This is a genomic window from Veillonella sp. 3_1_44 (assembly GCF_000163715.1).
Taxonomy (GTDB): domain Bacteria; phylum Bacillota; class Negativicutes; order Veillonellales; family Veillonellaceae; genus Veillonella; species Veillonella parvula_A.
The window spans coordinates 113,981-133,390 of the sequence record NZ_GG770199.1; the positions used below are offsets into that span (position 1 = coordinate 113,981).

The window sequence follows — 19,410 nt, forward strand, 5'->3', positions numbered from 1 at the left end:
AGGCAGTCATGCAATTACTTCGGTTGGAATTAAAGGGCTTTAAATCGTTTGCGGATAAAACGATTGTAAAATTCTCACCAGGAATGACTGCCGTTATTGGTCCTAACGGAAGTGGTAAAAGTAATATTACGGATGCTATGAAATGGGTATTGGGAGAATCCAATGTCCGTAATTTGCGCGGTCAAAAAGCAGAGGATATTATTTTCTCTGGTACGGAAAAGCGCAAACCTATGAGCGCTGCTGAGGTTACACTTGTGTTTGACAATAGTGACCAACAATTAGATATAGATATGGCTGAGGTAGCCATTACACGCCGTATATACCGCACTGGTGAAAGTGAGTTCCTCATTAATAAGCGATCTTGTCGTTTAAAGGACATACATCTTTTACTAGCAGATACCGGTCTTGGTAGAGACTCCATGGCTATCATTGGGCAGAACCGAATTGATGCTATTTTAAATTCTAAACCTGAAGAACGGCGCCTTATCTTTGAAGATGTAGCAGGTATTTCTCGCTTTAAGATCAATAAAGAAGATGCATTGCGTCGTATTGCCAGTACAGATCGTAATATGGAGCGTGTACGAGACGTAATGGCTACCATTGAAGAGCAATTAGGACCTTTGTCTGAAAAAGCGGAAAAGACTAAAAAATATATGACCTTAAGCCGCGCAAAGCGCGATTATGATGGGGCATTAGGCTTCCACAATTATAAGACCTCTGATCGTCTTTTAACACGTTTTGAAAACGATAATATTGCCTTTAAAGATGAAGAAATTGAGCTTCAAACTGAATTGTCTAAATTAGAGGCTCGTCGTCACGAATTGCAATCGTCCTCGTCAAAAGAGCAGGAACAGCTTAAGTTGTGGGAGGCTCAATATACTGAAAAGCAACGCGATGAAGAACGCTTATCTGGTCATTTACGTCTCTTAGAAGAGCAACTAAAAACAGCGCGCCGTGAATTAGATGAAACGTCTATGCGCATTAGCGAGCTAGAGGCTACGCAAAAGGGCGAGGAGCAACAATTGCGCATCTTAAATCAATTGATTCAAGATGAAAGTGCTCAATTAGTAGAAAAAGAGTCTAATCTAGAAGAATTAGAAGCGAGTTACAAAAAGGCTGTTGAAGATGTAAGGTCAGAACAAGCTAAGTTCCAATCCTTGCAATCCAATCGAGAGGCTTTTGAGAAACGTCAATTAGAAGTTGTGAGTGCTATTGAAACGGCTAAGGCTAGTATTCGGAGCTTAGAAGCTCGCAAGGGGGAAAGTAAAAATCAATGTGCTATTCTAGAATCTGAAATAGCACAGGTAGATAGTGAACTACAAGTCGCTCGTTCTGAATTTGAAGCGCTAGGTCAAAAGTTTAATGCCTTATCTGCTCAACGACAAGCCCTCGTTGATGATGCTAAGGATGCGATCATGAAAGCGCGTGAAGAGCGTAAGGAATTACAAAAGCTGCGCACTCAAGAACAACGTGCAAAAGGTCGATTAGAACTATTAGCACAGTGGGAGGAACAGCACGAAGGTTACTTAGAAGGCACAAAGAACATCCTCAATGGTAAAGGTTCTTGGCGCGAACAGATCACGGGCGCTGTTGGCGATCTCTTTACGGTAGAGGAGAAATATACTACGGCTATCGAAACGGCCTTAGGCGGTAGTGTTAACCACGTTGTAACTACTACAGCTCGCGCTGCTGCGGAGGGTGTCAATTATTTGAAATCTATCCAAGGTGGTCGCGTAACCTTCTTGCCGATGGATTCTGTTAAAGGTAAACCATATGATACACCGGCTTTACATGAAAGCTGTGTATTAGGCACTGCTGTTGATTGTATTTCTTTTGATAATAAATACGCCCATATTTTCCAATACTTATTGGGGCGCACCTTGGTAGTGTCTTCCATGGATGATGCCATTGGATTACAGAAAAAATACAATCAGCAATTGCGCATCGTAACTCTTACAGGGGAACAATTTCAACCTGGTGGTTCTCTAACCGGTGGTGCCACAAAACGTAAGCGTGCTTCTGTATTGAGCCGCAAGGAAGAGGCTGCTAGTCTTGAACAAGAACTGGTACAAATTGAAGAACAAATTCGCTCCTTAATAGCTAACTTAGAAAGCCTTGAAAAACGGGTTGAAGAGACTGAAAAGGATCAAGCGACTCTTGATGAAAGCTATCAACATACGAACTTACTCTATGTGGCTAGTGAAACAAAGGTACAAAATATACAAAATCAGCTGGATCGTAAGAAACGTGTTCTCCATGAAGAAGAGCAACGTTTAGTACAAATTGATATTGATTTGGCTACTACAACAGCTAACTTGAAAGATCAAGAAACAGCATTAGCTTCCTTGCAAGAGGATCATGGTATGGATGGTAATCAAGGGGCGTTGATGGGTCGATTAACCGTGTTGCAAAAGGTGCAACAAGAGGCGTATGAAGCTTTTACAGAAGCTCGCCTTACTTGTGATACCTTGCGACATACCATTCAGGAACGGGAATCACAACGTGAACAGCGTAATCAGTCTATTTCTAGTATTATTGAGCGTTTAACACCACTTCGTAATTTGTTAGTTAGTACTACACAACGCTATGAAGAGGATATCCCTCTGGCTCAGGAAGTTGCAGAACAAGAGTTGACCTCTGCTACGGCTGAGGTTGAACGATTACGTGCCCTTCGCGATGAAGCTTATGATAAAACATCTACGGGGCGCGAGGAAATGGAATCTATCCTCAGTGAGCAAGACCGATTGAATCAACGCTACAAAGTGGTGCAAGGTCGCCTTGTTGATATGGAAGGTAAAATTACACGTCATCGCATGGACTGTGAGCGCTTTGTAGAAGAATTACAAGAGCTAGGCTTTACTTTGGAAGATGCTCAAGTCCTTCGCATTGAAGGCTCCGTTAGCGATTGGAAGGATGAGCAAGCTCGTTTGATAGCCGAAATTGCCGAATTGGGTCCAGTCAATCCAAATGCCGTTGAGGAATACGAAGAGACTAAAGAACGCTATGATTTCTTAACCACACAATTAGCTGATTTAGATACGGCAAAGGCGCAATTACAGGCGGTTATTGCCGAAATGGATAAGGCGATGAGTACACAGCTATATGATGTATTGGATGTGGTAGGCCGTAGATTCCAAGAAGTATTCAGCCAATTGTTTGGCGGTGGTACTGCGCAAATTGTACTTACTGATCCAGATAATATCTTGACGGGTGGTATCGACTTCTACATTCAACCACCAGGGAAAAAGCGTCAACAATTGACACTTTTATCGGGTGGTGAGCGTGCTCTTACGGTTATCGCTTTATTGTTCTCATTCCTTGACTATCGTCCAGCTCCGTTCTGTGTGCTTGACGAAGTTGACGCGGCGCTTGACGAAGCTAATGTTGAACGATTTAGCTCTTACTTAAATCGAATAAATAAAGAAACACAATTTATCGTTGTATCTCACCGTAAAAAGACGATGGAAGCTGCCGAAGTACTTCAAGGGGTAACCATGGTGGAACGCGGTGTATCGCGATTATTAACAGTAGCATTTGAAGATGTGAAGGAGGATCTAGCATAATGGCATTTGGATTCTTTGATAGAATTAAAGACGGTTTAGAGAAAACTCGTAAGTCTTTTGTAAAAAATGTAGAAAGCATCGTTATTGGTTATGCGCAAATCGATGATGATTTTTTAGATGATTTAGAAGCAGTTATGCTTACTAGTGATCTAGGCCCTAAGACGACAGAATACTTGATGAAAGAAATTCGTCGTGGTGTAACAGAAGGTATCATTAATCATACAGGCGATGTAATGCCGTTTATGGAAGACCGCATCACGGAAATGCTCATCGATCAAGAAGATGAAATTACTTTGCACCATCCTGAGGTTATCCTCGTAGTTGGTGTAAATGGTGTTGGTAAAACAACGACAATCGCTAAATTGGCTAACTATTATACTAAAGAAGGTAAAAAGGTTATCATTGCTGCAGGTGATACATTCCGTGCCGCTGCAGCTGACCAATTATCCATTTGGGCTGATCGCGTTGGTGTGCCGATTGTTAAACATAAAGAAGGCGCAGACCCTGCTGCCGTTGTATATGATGCAATGGAAGCTGCGAAAGCTCGTAATGCAGACCTTGTTATCGTAGATACGGCTGGTCGTCTACATACTAAGGTTAACCTTATGGAAGAGCTTAAAAAGATGGGGCGCGTAGCGAATAACCACGTAGAAGGTGCGCCGCATCAAACATTGCTCGTTTTAGATGGTACTACGGGTCAAAATGCAGTAAGCCAAGCTAAATTATTTGGTCAAGCTGTACCAGTAAATGGTATTGTAGTAACTAAACTAGATGGTACAGCAAAAGGCGGCGTAGTTATCTCTATTAAAGAGGAACTGGGCGTACCCGTACGCTGGATTGGCGTTGGCGAAGGTATGGATGACTTGCGTCCATTTAATGCAAAAGAATTTGCTAATGCACTATTTAATAAAGGAATGATTCAAGGTGACAAATAAATATAACCGGGAATTCTTACTTGAATATGTAGAATCTGAAAATAAAAAAAATGAATGTAATGTTAGCCTAGAAAATATGAATAAGATAGTTAGCTTAATCGAGTACTTCGGTATTGAACTATATCGCCCCATTACGAGATTGCTACTTTCAAACTGGGAAGAAATTACAGAACGTATTAATAACTATACTGAATCAGATTGGATGATGGCTGATGAAATCCAGAAGACCACACCTACACTAGATCGCTTTTCTATTGCTATGCTCATCGAAGTCTTAGAAGGTGAGGATACGTTGAATCAAGCGGAAAATGTAGGTCGTCGTTTGACGGATGAAGAAATGAAAGCCATCCGTAAACATCAGGATGAACAGTAATGAAGCATAGTACATATAATTACGAGGGGGGCCAACCATTTAAAGTGGAGGCGCCCTTTACGCCTACAGGTGACCAACCTACCGCGATTCAATCTTTAACAGAAGGTATTGAACGTGGTGAATGGGCGCAAGTTTTGCTCGGTGCCACTGGTACTGGTAAGACTTTTACAATGGCCAAGGTTATTGAAGCAGTTCAAAAGCCGACCTTGATCATTGCTCATAATAAAACCTTGGCGGCTCAATTATGTAGTGAATTTAAAAGTTTCTTTCCAAATAATGCGGTAGAATACTTTGTATCTTACTACGATTTTTATCAACCGGAGGCCTATATTCCTTCTAGTGATACATATATCGAGAAGGATGCGTCTATTAATGATGAAATCGATAAACTGCGACATAGTGCTACGATGAGCCTTTTTGAGCGCCGCGATGTCATTATCGTTGCCTCTGTTAGCTGTATTTATGGCTTAGGTGACCCTGAGGACTATTCTGATCTTGTATTGTCCTTGCGCTTAGGTCAAACTAAATCGCGCGATGAAATCTTATCTAAACTCGTAGATATTCAATATACGAGAAATGATATGAACTTTATCCGCGGTACCTTCCGTGTACAAGGGGATACAATTGATATTTTCCCTGCCGCTTATAGTGAAAGAGCCATTCGTGTGGAGCTCTTTGGTGATGAAATCGACCGCCTCGTAGAGGTAGATTCCTTGACGGGTGAAGTTATTGCGGAAAGAAAACACGTTGCTGTCTATCCAGCATCTCACTATGTAACGACGAAAGAGAAGATGAATATTGCTGTAGAGCGTATTGAAGCCGAATTAGATGAGCAGTTGGCGAAGTTAAAAGCTGCTGACCGTCTATTGGAGGCTCAGCGCTTAGAACAGCGTACCCGTTACGATATAGAAATGATGCAAGAAATGGGCTATTGCTCGGGCATCGAAAACTATTCCCGTCATATGTCTGAACGTAAGGCTGGGGAAGCACCGTTTACATTGATTGATTATTTCCCAGATGATTTCCTCATCATGGTGGACGAATCGCATGTGACGATGCCTCAAATTCGTGCTATGTATAATGGTGACCGTGCCCGTAAAGAATCTCTTATCGAATACGGTTTCCGTCTTCCTTCTGCATTAGATAATAGACCTCTTCAATTCGATGAATTTGTAGAGCGTATCAATCAAATTGTATACGTATCGGCTACACCTGGCCCATACGAAATGGAAGTAGAAACGAATATTGCAGAGCAAATCATTCGTCCTACGGGCCTATTAGATCCATCTATAGAAATTCGTCCTATTAAGGGGCAAATGGATGACTTGCTTGGAGAAATTCACAAACGAGCTGCCAAGAATGAACGGGTTCTTGTTACGACATTGACGAAGAAGATGGCTGAGGACTTAACGGAATTTTTGAAGGAAATGGGCGTACGAGTTCGTTACCTTCATTCCGATATTGTTACTATTGAGCGGGCTGAAATCATTCGTGATTTGCGGGCTGGCGTATTCGATGTATTAGTTGGTATTAACTTGCTTCGTGAAGGTCTCGATATGCCAGAGGTTTCCTTGGTTGCTATCTTAGATGCGGATAAGGAAGGTTTCTTGCGTTCCGATACGGCCATGATTCAAACTATAGGTCGTGCGGCTCGTAATGTGAATGGTCATGTTATCATGTACGCAGATCGTGTAACAGGTTCCATGCAACGAGCTATCGATGAAACCGATCGTCGTCGTGCCGTGCAAGAGGCTTATAATATTGAACATAATATCACGCCTAAATCTGTATCTAAAGATGTAAAAGAGCTTATCGAATTAACGAAAATCGAAGAAGATATGGTTACCGAGGGAAAGGGACTTTCACCGAAAAAAGGAAAACAAAAAAAATCCTCAGAGGGCATGGACCATGGACACGAATCATATGTTCAAGATACATCAGCACCTAAGGTGGCAGATATAACACCGGAAGAATTGTACAATAAGATTGAAGAGCTAGATCGTCAAATGAAGGCCGCCGCCAAGCAGCTTGAATTTGAATCCGCTGCTAAATTACGTGATCAATTGGGCGTATTACGTCAACAATGGTCCGATATGCATAGTGCAGGAGATAGCAAGTTGAAGAAGCCTGCTTCTACCAAATCTAGAAAGCGGACGAGTCCAAAAAGTAAATCTTAGGAGCAATTTTAAAAGATTGTAAGAAAACACATAGATTATATAGACTATATGTGCGATAATATACATATATTATTTCATGTTAGTAATCGGAGAGATGATGCCGTTTGGTATCATCTCTTTAAATAGGAAAGATAATGAAAGATCAATTGATTGTAAAAGGTGCGCGTCAGCATAACCTAAAAAATATTGATATATCCTTGCCACGTGATCAGTTTATCGTCTTAACTGGCCTCAGTGGTTCTGGTAAATCATCCCTAGCATTTGATACGATTTACGCAGAAGGGCAACGACGTTATGTTGAGTCCCTGTCTGCGTATGCCCGTCAATTTTTGGGACAAATGGATAAACCCGATGTCGATTATATTGAAGGTTTGTCTCCAGCCATTTCTATCGACCAAAAGACGACGAGTCGCAACCCTCGTTCTACGGTTGGTACCGTAACGGAGATTTACGACTATTTACGTCTCTTATTTGCACGCGTAGGTCATGCACACTGTCCAGAGTGTGGTAAGCCTATTACCCAGCAAACAATACAACAAATGACCGACGATGTAATGAGCTTTGCCGAAGGTACAAAGGTTTTAGTGCTGGCCCCTATGATTCAAGGTAAAAAAGGGGAACATAAATCGGTGTTTGAACAACTTCGCAAAGAAGGCTTTGTTCGTGCTCGAGTAGACGGTGTAGTGCGTACCTTGGACGAAGAAATTGTATTAGAGAAAAATAAGAAGCATTCCATCGATATCGTTGTGGACCGTCTCGTTGTAAAAGAAGGCATTGAATCTCGGTTGGCTGACTCTATGGAGACCGCTTCAAAATGGGCAGAAGGCATCGTTGTGATTCAAGAGGTAGACGGACCTGAACACATGTATAGCCAACATTTTGCGTGCCCAGATTGTCATATTTCATTACCTAAAATTGAACCGCGTATGTTCTCTTTTAATAGTCCGTTTGGTGCGTGCCCATCTTGTTTAGGGATTGGTTCTACTATGGAGGTTGATGAGGAGCGCGTTATTCCAGATGGATCTATTAGCTTTGCTGATGGTTGCGTGCAAGCCTTGAGCTCCAATCCTAATGCTTGGTTTATGCGTCAAGTAGAAGGTCTATTAAAAGCTAATGGATATTCCTTAGACTCCACCTATGATGAATTGCCGAAAGCATTACAGAAAAAGGTGATGTACGGTACGACGGATAAGGTAAATTTCACCTATGAAAATATGAGAGGTGAGATAAAGGAATTCTTTACTGAGTACGAAGGTATTTTACCGATGGTTAAGCGCCGTCATAGTGAAGCCTCTACAGACTCTATGCGTGAAGAATTTGAAAAGTTTATGTCTATTAAGCCGTGTACTACATGTCATGGGGCTCGTCTTAAACCTGAAGTATTAGCTATTACTGTAGGGGATAAGAATATCAACGAAGTAACGCAGTTAACTATTAAAGAAGCACTCGATTTCTTTGGTAATCTACAGTTAACTGAACGTGAACAAGTGATTGGTGCTCAAATTTTAAAGAAAATCAATGCTCGTCTAGGTTTCCTTAATAATGTAGGTCTCGATTACCTAACAATGAACCGTAGTGCAGGCACATTATCTGGTGGTGAAGCACAGCGTATTCGTCTAGCTACGCAAATCGGCTCTGGTTTGGTAGGTGTATTGTACATCCTAGACGAACCGTCCATAGGTCTACATCAACGAGATAATGATCGACTCATCGATACCTTAAAAGGATTGCGGGACTTAGGTAATACCTTGCTCGTTGTAGAACACGACGAAGATACGATGCGTGCGGCTGACTATCTCGTGGACATTGGTCCAGGTGCAGGTGAGCATGGCGGTCAAATTATTGCCGCTGGTTCTGTTGAGGAAGTTATGAAGGTAAAAGACTCTATTACGGGTCAGTATTTGAGTGGTCGTAAATTTATCGCTCTTCCGGAAGAACGCCGTAAACCAGGTAAGAACTGCATTGAAATTCGCGGTGCTAAGGAAAACAATTTACAAAATGTAAATGTAAAATTCCCTATTGGCTTGTTTAATGTTGTTACTGGTGTCAGCGGTTCTGGTAAGTCTACCTTGATTAATGAAATTCTCTACAAAGGTTTAGCTAATCAATTATATCGCTCTAACCACAAAGTAGGGGCTCATAAAGAAATCCGTGGTCTTGAACATATCGATAAAATCATCAATATTGATCAAAGCCCTATCGGACGTACACCTCGTTCCAATCCAGCTACATATACAGGTGTATTTGATGCCATACGCGAACTATATAGTCAAACACCGGAAGCAAAGATGCGCGGTTACAAACAAGGGCGCTTTAGCTTTAACGTAAAAGGTGGCCGTTGTGAAGCTTGTCGTGGTGACGGTATCATTAAAATTGAAATGCACTTCTTACCAGATGTGTATGTACCTTGTGAGGTTTGTAAGGGAGCCCGTTATAACCGAGAAACCTTAGAGGTTAAATACAAAGGTAAATCTATTGCAGATGTACTAGATATGACGGTAGATGATGCGGTTGAGTTCTTCAGCGCTATTCCGAAGATCAATCGTAAAATGGTTACCTTGCAAGAGGTAGGTCTTGGCTATATTCGTTTAGGTCAGGCGGCTACAACATTATCTGGTGGTGAAGCACAACGCGTTAAATTAGCTACTGAATTAGCTCGTCGCAGCACAGGTAAAACGCTATACATCCTAGATGAACCTACTACAGGTCTTCACGCCGAGGATATTCGCAAGTTATTACACGTATTGCAACAACTCGTAGAGGGTGGCGATACAGTTGTCGTTATCGAACATAATTTAGATGTTATTAAGATGGCTGATCACATTATTGATCTTGGTCCTGAAGGTGGTAATCGCGGAGGCACTATCGTGGCAATTGGTACGCCTGAGGAAATTGTTAAGGTGAAAGAAAGCTATACCGGGAAATTCTTAGGCCCTGTATTGGAACAGACTAAGAAATTTATGAAAGCAGCGAAGCATAAGAAATAAAATAGTACATATATTTAAGTTTCCATAAAAGAAAAATCATAAAGAGAATAGACTACATCCTTCAACTTATAAAGGTCAATACTTAAAGAAGTGTGTAATCTATTCTCTTGTAATCTACAAGGAAAGGAGGAAATATGCCGTCTGAAGAATTACTGGAAAAGGTTAGTCATTTGCCAACTACACCAGGCGTATATTTGTGGCGTGATCAATATAACCGAATTATTTATGTAGGTAAGGCTATTAACTTGCGAAATCGTGTGCGTTCCTATGTGCGTAACGATGCAAATCGCGCACCAAAGGTTACGGCCATGATGAAACGAGCCGTCGATGTGGAAGTTATTCAAACAAAAACGGAGATGGAAGCGCTCATCTTGGAGAATACACTTATCAAGGAGCATGAACCGAAATATAATATTAGGCTTCGTGATGATAAGACGTATCCCTATGTTAAAATATCAGTGCAAGAGGATTACCCACGCGTATATATGACGCGTCGCCTAGAGCGTGATGGAGCCAAGTACTTTGGCCCTTTTACAGATGTCACATCTGTTCATGTGGTACTGAAATTAATACGACAGTACTATCCATTGCGTACCTGTAAGTCTATGAAGGTAGAACGCCCATGCTTGCAGTATCATATGCATTACTGCGAGGCACCGTGTTTTAACAAAATATCTGTACCGGATTATCGAAAGTATATTGACGAAATCATAGAACTTTTTGAAGGTAAACCTATACCATTGCTAAAGGAAATTAAATCAAAGATGGAGGCTGCTGCAGAAGATTTGCGCTTTGAAGATGCTGCACGTTATCGTGATCAATTGTCTAGCATTGAAAAGATACAAGAAAAGCAACGCATGGTTACTCAACGTGGCGACTTAGACGTCTTAGGATTGGCTGTAGATACATCGATGGCCTGTGTACAGTTGCTATTCATCCGCGGTGGTCGTCTGTTAGGCCGTGAGAATTACTTTGTGCAACATGATGGAGATAGTTCAGAAACCATTATGACAGACTTTATCAAGCAATACTATGGAGATACAAACTTTATTCCTAAAGAGTTGTTACTACCTATGGAGAGTACAGATAGAGACTTATTAACAGAATGGTTTACACAGCTCAAAGGCCAACATGTAGATGTATCTGTGCCACAACGTGGCTATAAGATGGATATGATTAAGATGGCTCATGAAAATGCAGAAACTTTCCTTGAAGAACGTCGTCGTCAGTGGCAGCACCAAATTGATAAGACTGGCGGGGCGGTTAAGAAACTAGCCGAGATTCTCGACTTACCGCGTTTACCTGAACGCATGGAGTGTTTTGACATATCTCATACACAAGGAACCGAAACGGTAGCTTCTATGGTTGTTTTTGAAGGTGGCAAGCCTGCGAAGAAGGAATATCGCCGCTTTAAACTGAAAACCACACAAGGTAAACCTGATGACTTTAAATCGATGGCTGAAATCATGGAACGCCGTTATGGTAATGAAACAGACTGGCCTATGCCAGATCTTATTATCATCGATGGTGGTAAAGGTCAGCTCAATGCGGCCTTGCCGTTAATTCGTGCCGTTGGTGTTACAGATGTGCCAGTTATCTCCTTGGCTAAGCGTATTGAAGAGGTCTTTGTAGAGGGGCAATCTGAAAGTATCATTTTGAGTCATCATACGCCGGAGCTTCAATTACTTCAACAAATTCGTGATGAAGCGCATCGCTTTGCCATTACCTATCACCGTAAGTTGCGGGGCAAGCGAAATCTTGAATCTATTCTTGACCATATTGAAGGAATCGGGCCTAAACGTCGTAAGGCCTTATGGGCTCACTTTAATAGTTTAGAGGCCATGAAAGAGGCATCGATTGATGAACTTGCAAATGTAGAATCTATGAATTATAAGACGGCAGAAACGCTATATAATTTCTTCCGTATGTCCAAAGTAGAGAAACAAGAGGCTTTAAAATAAGACTTTCATAGTCATATACCTAATTAAAATATTAGTCTATTTAAAAGGGTCCATATACTAATAGATTATGTATTTGGAATCTTTTACAATAAAAAAGCACCTATTGATTACGCTCAAGTGTAAGTAATCAATAGGTGCTTTTATTATTTTGCAATAGTTCTAGGTTTGTAATGTTGTATGTAGTATGTGCGAAGTGTAAATAATATACCCGCAACTACTACGCTAGCCAACAAACCAATCCATACGCCAAATGGTCCATAATTAGGATTTTTGGCAAGGGTATAAGCTGTTGGGAAACATACGCCCCAATACGATACGAGGGAGATGTAAAGCACTATTTTTACATCCTTGTAAGCTCTTAGAATACCTTGTAATGGAGTACCGATGGCATCGATAGCGGCAAAGAATACGCCATATCCAAGGAATTGATAAATAAGTTCATATACTTCATCATCATTTGTAAATAGATCCGCAATATTATCCATATGAGTGAACGTAAAGGCACAAATGAGAACGGCTATGATGATGGCTAATACACGAGAAATATAAGAGTATTGGATAGCTTCTATTTTTCGTCCTGCACCGAGTTCATAGGCAACGGCAATGGTAGAGGACATGGCAATACTTAATGGTAAGCAGTAGAATACATTAGTAAAAGAAATGACAGATTGATGAGCTGCTACTACAGCAGATCCAAAGTGAACCATTAAGAGCCCAGCAATGCTAAAGATACTAGCTTCAAAAAAGATAGAAAAACCTATGGGAATACCGACTTGTAATTGTTCACGGATATAGTGAAAATTCGGGCTATGGAAATCTTTATAGATGCGATAGCCTTTTAACTTAGGATGCAATAGAATGACTAAGCTAAATAGAACTAAGTTTGTCCAACAGGCACCAGCAATACCGTAGCCAGCACCAACACCACCAATTTCAGGAAAACCGTAATGTCCAAAGATGAGTGCATAATTTAAGAATACGTTAATCACAAAGCTTGTAAAGACGATGGCCATGGAGTAATGCGTTAATCCGTGAGAATCGACAGTGTTACGCAAGGTATTTACCCAGAGTAATGGGAATAAACCAAGTGCAAAGGCTTTCAGATAACTAATACATACCTCGGTGGCAGCCGGCTCAAGATTTAAATATGTCAATAAAGGGCGTAAGCCGAATATACCGATTAGTAAAATTAAAAATGCTAGTCCTGTACCGATGAAAAGGCCTTGATGAAAGATTATTGGAATATCATCTGTTTTCTTAGCTCCTAATAGTTGAGAAATAATTGGTGTGATACCCATTAATGTACCTTGTGCAAAGATATAGAAGAGGAGCCATAAATTATATCCCGTAGCAACACCAGCTAAATCAGTCGTACTATATTGCCCCGTTAAAAAGATGGCGATAAAGGTCGCCCCAATCAGGGAAAATTGAGTGATGCACATTGGAGTAAATAGTTTTATAAACAACCATAATTTTTGCAGTATAGAATATGTTTGATACATACTAACCTCCCTAGTAACGATATACTATACCATATCATAAAGTAGCTTAATTTAATAGCCAAAACCTAAGGGAAAAAGGAATTAAATTTATAAAAAAAATAGAGCCCATATTGTGATTATGTAAGGGGAGAAATGACCTTATATAAACTATCTTATTTAATAAGAAAGAATTATGATAAAAACGTATATATATGTTGATAATTGAATTTTACACTACTTTACTATATCGATTATAATATATATACTATTGTTTTATTCTAAGGAGGATACATTGGACATCTTAACTGTACAAGGCTTATTAGCGATGCTTCAAATCATCGTTATTGATATTTTATTAGCTGGTGATAATGCCATCGTTATTGGTATGGCGGCTCGCAACCTACCCGCACATTTACAGAAGAAGGCGATTTTCTGGGGCACAGCTGGCGCTATTATTTTACGTCTTGTTATGGCATTCCTATTTGTAGAGGCATTGAACAATATTCCTGCTCTTCGTTTAGTTGGTGGTATCCTTCTTTTATGGATCGGTTACAAGCTTGTTGTTGATGATGATAGCGAGCATAATATCGAGGCTAAAGATAACTTGCGCGCTGCTATCATGACCATTGTTATTGCAGATGGAATTATGGGTATTGATAATGTTATTGGTGTAGTTGGTGCCGCTAGTGGCAATATGACATTAGTTGCTGTCGGTATGCTTATTACAGTACCTATTATCATTTATGGTAGTACTTTATTTGTAAAAGTTATCGAACGCTTACCAATCATCCTTTACGTTGGTGGCGGTATCCTTGCCTGGGTGGGTGCAGCGATGAGTGTGGAAGATAAATTAATTTCACATACCGTAGAACCGTATGCATTACTCATTAAAATTGGTGCTGTTATTCTCGTAGTAGGGGCATCTTTGTTAGTAAAGAAACTTAAAAAATAATGTAATATATCTCTTCTTCTAGTCATAGGCGGAGAGATATTTTTTTGTAAAAGTATAGTCATTATAAAGAACCTTATAGGCTAATCTTAAGAATAACAGTGGTAGTCTAAGAGCTTTCTTTTAGATGAGAAAATAGAGAATTTGTGGTATAGTTAAGGGATAGTTATAGAATCAGCTGAGTGAATTGAGGTAAGTATAGAATGGAATTTTTAGAAGCTGCAACGTGGATAACGATTAGTAAAATTATTTTGATCGATATTTTATTGGCAGGAGATAATGCCGTTGTTATTGGTATGGCAGCGGGTAAATTGGCACCAGAATTACAAAAGAAAGCTGTTATCTGGGGTACAGTGGGGGCTATTGGAATGCGCCTTGTATTTGCCACTCTTTTAGTAGAAGCACTTACTTTAATTCCTCTTATTCACTTAGGTGGTGGCCTTGTACTTTTATGGATTGCCATTCAACTCTTAAAAGGTGGAGATGAAGATGCACATATCGAAGCTAAGAATTCCTTAATGGGAGCCATTTGGACAATCATTGTTGCTGATGCGATGATGAGTATCGATAATGTAATTGGCGTAGTTGGTGCCGCTAAAGGACATTTAGAGCTCGTTATTGTTGGTATGTTAATCACTGTTCCAATCATTGTGTTCTGCTCTACACTATTTGCTCGTATCATTAATAAGTTTCCTGTTATCCTTTGGGCTGGTGGTGCTTTATTAGGTTGGGTTGCTGGTGAAATGATTGTAGAAGATCCACTCCTTGTTCCCCATATTCAAGGGGAAGAGTTATTGGTGAAATTTGGAACGGTATTCTTTGTACTCATTGTAACTGGTATGATTAAAATTTGGAAGAAAAGAGACTCGTAATGAATGGTACAAGTCGTACATCTCGTAAGAATAAATCGAAATTTAAACAACAGAATAAAAATCGATCTAATGGGAAACAGAATTCCAATCATTATAATGGACAGCAAAATACCAATACTTCTGTATCTAAAAAACAACAAGCTATGTTGAATGCCCCTGTTAAACTTGGGGACGAAGTATTAGTTACCATTCACGGTATTGGCAGTAGTGGCGAAGGGGTAGGTCGCGTAGAGGACTTTACAGTGTTTGTTCCCTTTGCCTTACCTGGGGAAACGGTGAAAGTATCTATTACTATGGTGAAAAAGACGTATGCTACAGGTAGACTCTTGAAAATCGTTACTATGGCACCGAATCGGATCGATGCTAGTTGTGATCTTTACGGATTCTGTGGTGGTTGCCAATTACAACATATTACCTATGAAGGGCAGCTTTCACTAAAAACACAAAAGGTGAAAGATGTTATAGAACGCATTGGACATCAAAACCCAGAACTTGTGAAACCCGCATTAGGTCCAAAAGATCCTTGGGCATATCGTAACAAAATGCAAATGCCTGTAGGTGGTACTAAAGGTGATATTCTCATGGGATTTTATGCCATGGGTTCTCACGATATCGTGCAAGGCACGAATTGTCCCATACAAGATGAAGGTAACAATATCATTGCGCAAGCATGTTATCAAATTGCTAAAGAGCTTGATGTTGAACCATATGATGAACATACAGGAAAAGGGGTGTTGCGTCATATCATTGGACGTATTGGGCAATCTGGATGGATGGTTATTCTTGTAACCGCAACAGATAACTTACCGCATCAAGAAAAGTGGGTTAAAAACCTGACTGAACGTGTACCTCAAGTAGAAACAATCGTTCATAACGTGAATGGTAAACGTACAAATGTTATTCTTGGACCAAAAAATCGTATCCTTTATGGAGATGGGACTATTACAGACCATATTAAAGACTTACGGTTTACTTTATCACCTCATTCCTTTTTCCAAGTTAATCCAGAACAAACTACAGTGCTTTACGATCAAGCACTAAAATATGCGAACCTAAAAGGGGAGGAAACTGTTATCGATGCGTACTGTGGAACAGGTACCATTTCACTGTTTTTGGCCCATAAGGCAAAACATGTTATCGGTATTGAAATCGTAGAACCAGCCATTATCAATGCTCGTGAAAACGCACGTCGCAATGGCTATGATAATACGGAATTTATCGTCGCCGACGCGGCCGTAGAAATGCCAAAACTCTATAAAGCAGGCGTACGACCTGACGTAATCGTATTCGACCCAATCCGCGCGGGCTGTAAAAAAGAAGTCCTGACCTCCGCTGCGGGAATGGAACCAAAACGCATCGTCTACGTATCCTGTAACCCAGCAACTATGGCTAGAGACATTGAAATCCTTACACATTATGGCTATGAACTACAAGAAGTTCAACCTGTAGATATGTTCCCCATGACTGCTCACGTTGAGGCAGTGGCTTTGCTTACAATGGTTAGCGCATTAAATAATTAGAATTGTTTTATGTAACCGCTGTTAAATTAAAATTCAATATAGTTGTATAAGAGTAATGTAAACTAAATGGAGATATGAGATGAATGCTGAAACTTTTTTTAAAATTAATGAATTATCAAAACAATTGGCCTTGACTAATGAACAGTTACAAGAGTACTTATTACTTAATGGTATTGATTTATACAATAATATGGATGTTGATTTTTCAGATAAAAAATTCATTAAGCTTATTGATAATCTAAAAGCAAAAAATAAATATAATCATGATAATAAATCTGGATTACAATTTATTAGAATAGAAGGTTTATTTAATAAATATGATTATAATCTTGAATTTGATAAAGATATTGCAATATGGATTTCTGAAAACGGAAAAGGTAAAACAACTATATTAACTATTATTGTTGCACTCTTAACTGCTGATGCAAGAATATTATATGAAATAAATTTTAAAAGAATTATTATTTTTATTTCAAATAAAGAATTTATTATCGATAAAGAGAAGATTACAAAATCGTTTCCTAAAAATAATAAGAGAATGCAATCAAAAATATTGTATTTGTTACGAGAGTTACAGGAGTTTATACCTCTAAGAACTATTATTAAACTTAGATATGATATAAGAAATAATGGAATTATAGATTTATCGATATTAGATGATGCTAGACATAAAATATCTAGTGATAAATTAATAGATCTTGATAAACTAGATACCATAATTTACGAAATAAAGGATTTACAATATGGTGAATTTTATGATGTCTTATATAAGATTAAAGAGGAACTAAAAGAAGAAGTTGTATTTTATCCAACATATAGAAGGATAGAAGTTGGAATGGAAAAAGTTCTATCTTCTCGTATAGGTAGAATTAGTAGTAGCGATTTGACTACTAAATATATGGATTTTGGAATGAGAGATGTAAAAAAAAGAATATCACAGTTGTTAACAAAAATGAGAGAGGATGCAAATTCATCTTATATAGAGTTAAATGCAAATATAATTAGTGAGTTATTAGAAGATAAAATTAGCAATTATATAAATAATTTTGGAAATATTGATGTGCATAAGGTTGACGTTGTTATAAAAAGAATTGGAGAAGAACGCATTGCAAATATTAAGAAATTGAAAGATTTTATCCAGTTCAAACATAAGCACCGCAAAAACTCTAATGTAGAATTTCTAATTTATTATTTACAAAAACTCGTTAATATATATAACTCACAAGCAGCAATAAATGAAAAATTAACAAAATTTGTACAAGTTTGTTCTAAATATTTAGTAGGTAAAAAAATAGTATATAATGAAGCTTTATTGACTGTAGATGTTTTTGATAATGATGGGATTAAAATTGATTTAGATTCTTTATCATCAGGTGAAAAGCAAATAGTATCAATTTTTTCTAAAGTTTACTTAGATGTTACCATGCCATGTATTTTTATTATCGATGAACCAGAAATATCACTATCAATTGAGTGGCAAAAGGATTTTTTGAAAGATATTTATAATTCAGATAAAATAAATTTACTTATAGCAACTACTCATTCTCCTTTTGTTTTTAAAAATGATTATATTGACTATGTTAAGGAGTTGGGTACAGCCAAGGAGTTTGGTGATGTCACGAAAAGATGAAATGTATGCTGAATCAAATTGTATAGAAGCTATTTTTCTAAGTTATATTAATAGTAAGTCTAGTAATAATATCTCTTTGTTTTTTGAAGGGAAAGATGATTTTAAATATTATTGCCCTAGGATATCATTTATTAATAATAAAGAATATAATCTTTATATTTGCGATAATAAAAATAATGTTATTAAAGTACATAAAATGATAAAAAATCAATCTTCTTCAAAATCTAATGATATTAAGCTATTTTTTGTAGACAAAGACTATGATGATAATAGTTTAATTGATACAGACATATATATAACTCCAACTTACTCTATAGAAAATTTATATTTTACCGATATTGCTATCAAAAATATGCTTAGAGGTGTAATAGGCCTTTCTAATCATCTTGATGATGATAATAAAGATTTAAATATTGTATTTAATTATGTAAAAAAATGTAGAGAGGAATTAATTGAAAATATTATTTATGGAAATGCATACTATTCTTGTCAAGTAAGAAAATCAACAGATGCAGGTATAGAAAAACCTAATCTATCAGCAATAAAGCAATATTGTGATTTAATAACATGTAAGACACTTCAAGACTTTGAGAATTTAATTGAAAACCATGTTAAGGTATCAGAGGAGGAACTTAATGAAGAGTGTAATCGATTGAGGCAGAATCCACTTATGTTAATTCGTGGGAAATATATAGTAGAGGGGATGATAAAGTGTATAAACTTTATTGTGGATGATTCTAATAAGCGTAATAGATGTGGAGATGAATTACTTTCTAAACGTCGTCTTGTAAGATTAAATATAACAAAGAATAACTTTATTTCAGAATTTTCAAACTACGCTATTACTCCTACTTGCTTAATTAAATATATAAACGATAGAACTTTAACTCGATGAAGTAATATATAGAGCTTTAGTTAGATAAGGACAAAGTATCTATACCTAAATTAAAGGCATTATGGGC

The 19,410-nt window shown here is 38.4% G+C and carries 12 protein-coding genes; 11 read left to right on the forward strand and 1 reads right to left on the reverse strand.

Annotated features, from left to right (window positions below):
- Positions 1–8 precede the first annotated feature (8 nt).
- From smc to uvrC, 6 genes are all read left to right on the forward strand, one after another.
- Complete coding sequence (smc, locus tag HMPREF0873_RS00530) at positions 9–3,563, forward strand: chromosome segregation protein SMC (protein ID WP_008713716.1); 3,555 nt, start codon at positions 9–11, stop codon at positions 3,561–3,563.
- Positions 3,563–4,498: a signal recognition particle-docking protein FtsY gene (gene ftsY, locus HMPREF0873_RS00535; RefSeq protein WP_004693455.1), complete on the forward strand. Its 936-nt coding sequence runs from the start codon at positions 3,563–3,565 to the stop codon at positions 4,496–4,498. Before smc ends, ftsY begins: the two co-directional genes overlap by 1 nt.
- Positions 4,488–4,871 (forward strand): hypothetical protein, encoded by a 384-nt coding sequence (locus HMPREF0873_RS00540; protein ID WP_008600675.1) that lies wholly within the window; start codon positions 4,488–4,490, stop codon positions 4,869–4,871. The genes ftsY and HMPREF0873_RS00540 overlap by 11 nt, the downstream gene beginning before the upstream one ends.
- On the forward strand, positions 4,871–7,048 hold the full coding sequence (gene uvrB / locus HMPREF0873_RS00545) for an excinuclease ABC subunit UvrB (protein ID WP_004697449.1): 2,178 nt from the start codon (positions 4,871–4,873) through the stop codon (positions 7,046–7,048). The genes HMPREF0873_RS00540 and uvrB overlap by 1 nt, the downstream gene beginning before the upstream one ends.
- A gap of 134 nt (positions 7,049–7,182) precedes the next feature.
- Complete coding sequence (uvrA, locus tag HMPREF0873_RS00550; protein ID WP_008713718.1) at positions 7,183–10,035, forward strand: excinuclease ABC subunit UvrA; 2,853 nt, start codon at positions 7,183–7,185, stop codon at positions 10,033–10,035.
- Positions 10,036–10,169: 134 nt separating this feature from the next.
- Positions 10,170–11,996, forward strand: coding sequence for an excinuclease ABC subunit UvrC (gene uvrC / locus HMPREF0873_RS00555; protein ID WP_008713719.1), 1,827 nt, complete (start codon positions 10,170–10,172; stop codon positions 11,994–11,996).
- Between the two features lie 143 nt (positions 11,997–12,139).
- On the opposite strand, the gene HMPREF0873_RS00560 is transcribed toward uvrC, so the two are convergent.
- Positions 12,140–13,498: an MATE family efflux transporter gene (locus HMPREF0873_RS00560; RefSeq protein WP_008713720.1), complete on the reverse strand. Its 1,359-nt coding sequence runs from the start codon at positions 13,496–13,498 to the stop codon at positions 12,140–12,142.
- Positions 13,499–13,769: 271 nt separating this feature from the next.
- Between HMPREF0873_RS00560 and HMPREF0873_RS00565 the strand changes: the two genes are divergently transcribed.
- The 5 genes from HMPREF0873_RS00565 (at position 13,770) to HMPREF0873_RS00585 (ending at position 19,343) form a co-directional block, all read left to right on the forward strand.
- Complete coding sequence (locus HMPREF0873_RS00565; RefSeq protein ID WP_038125331.1) at positions 13,770–14,429, forward strand: TerC family protein; 660 nt, start codon at positions 13,770–13,772, stop codon at positions 14,427–14,429.
- A 200-nt stretch (positions 14,430–14,629) separates the two neighbouring features.
- Positions 14,630–15,298, forward strand: coding sequence for a TerC family protein (locus HMPREF0873_RS00570; RefSeq protein WP_008713722.1), 669 nt, complete (start codon positions 14,630–14,632; stop codon positions 15,296–15,298).
- Positions 15,298–16,818, forward strand: coding sequence for a 23S rRNA (uracil(1939)-C(5))-methyltransferase RlmD (gene rlmD, locus HMPREF0873_RS00575; protein WP_038125332.1), 1,521 nt, complete (start codon positions 15,298–15,300; stop codon positions 16,816–16,818). Before HMPREF0873_RS00570 ends, rlmD begins: the two co-directional genes overlap by 1 nt.
- A 79-nt stretch (positions 16,819–16,897) precedes the next feature.
- Positions 16,898–18,448: an AAA family ATPase gene (locus HMPREF0873_RS00580; protein ID WP_038125333.1), complete on the forward strand. Its 1,551-nt coding sequence runs from the start codon at positions 16,898–16,900 to the stop codon at positions 18,446–18,448.
- Complete coding sequence (locus HMPREF0873_RS00585; protein ID WP_038125334.1) at positions 18,432–19,343, forward strand: DUF4435 domain-containing protein; 912 nt, start codon at positions 18,432–18,434, stop codon at positions 19,341–19,343. The genes HMPREF0873_RS00580 and HMPREF0873_RS00585 overlap by 17 nt, the downstream gene beginning before the upstream one ends.
- The last annotated feature ends 67 nt before the right edge of the window (positions 19,344–19,410 follow it).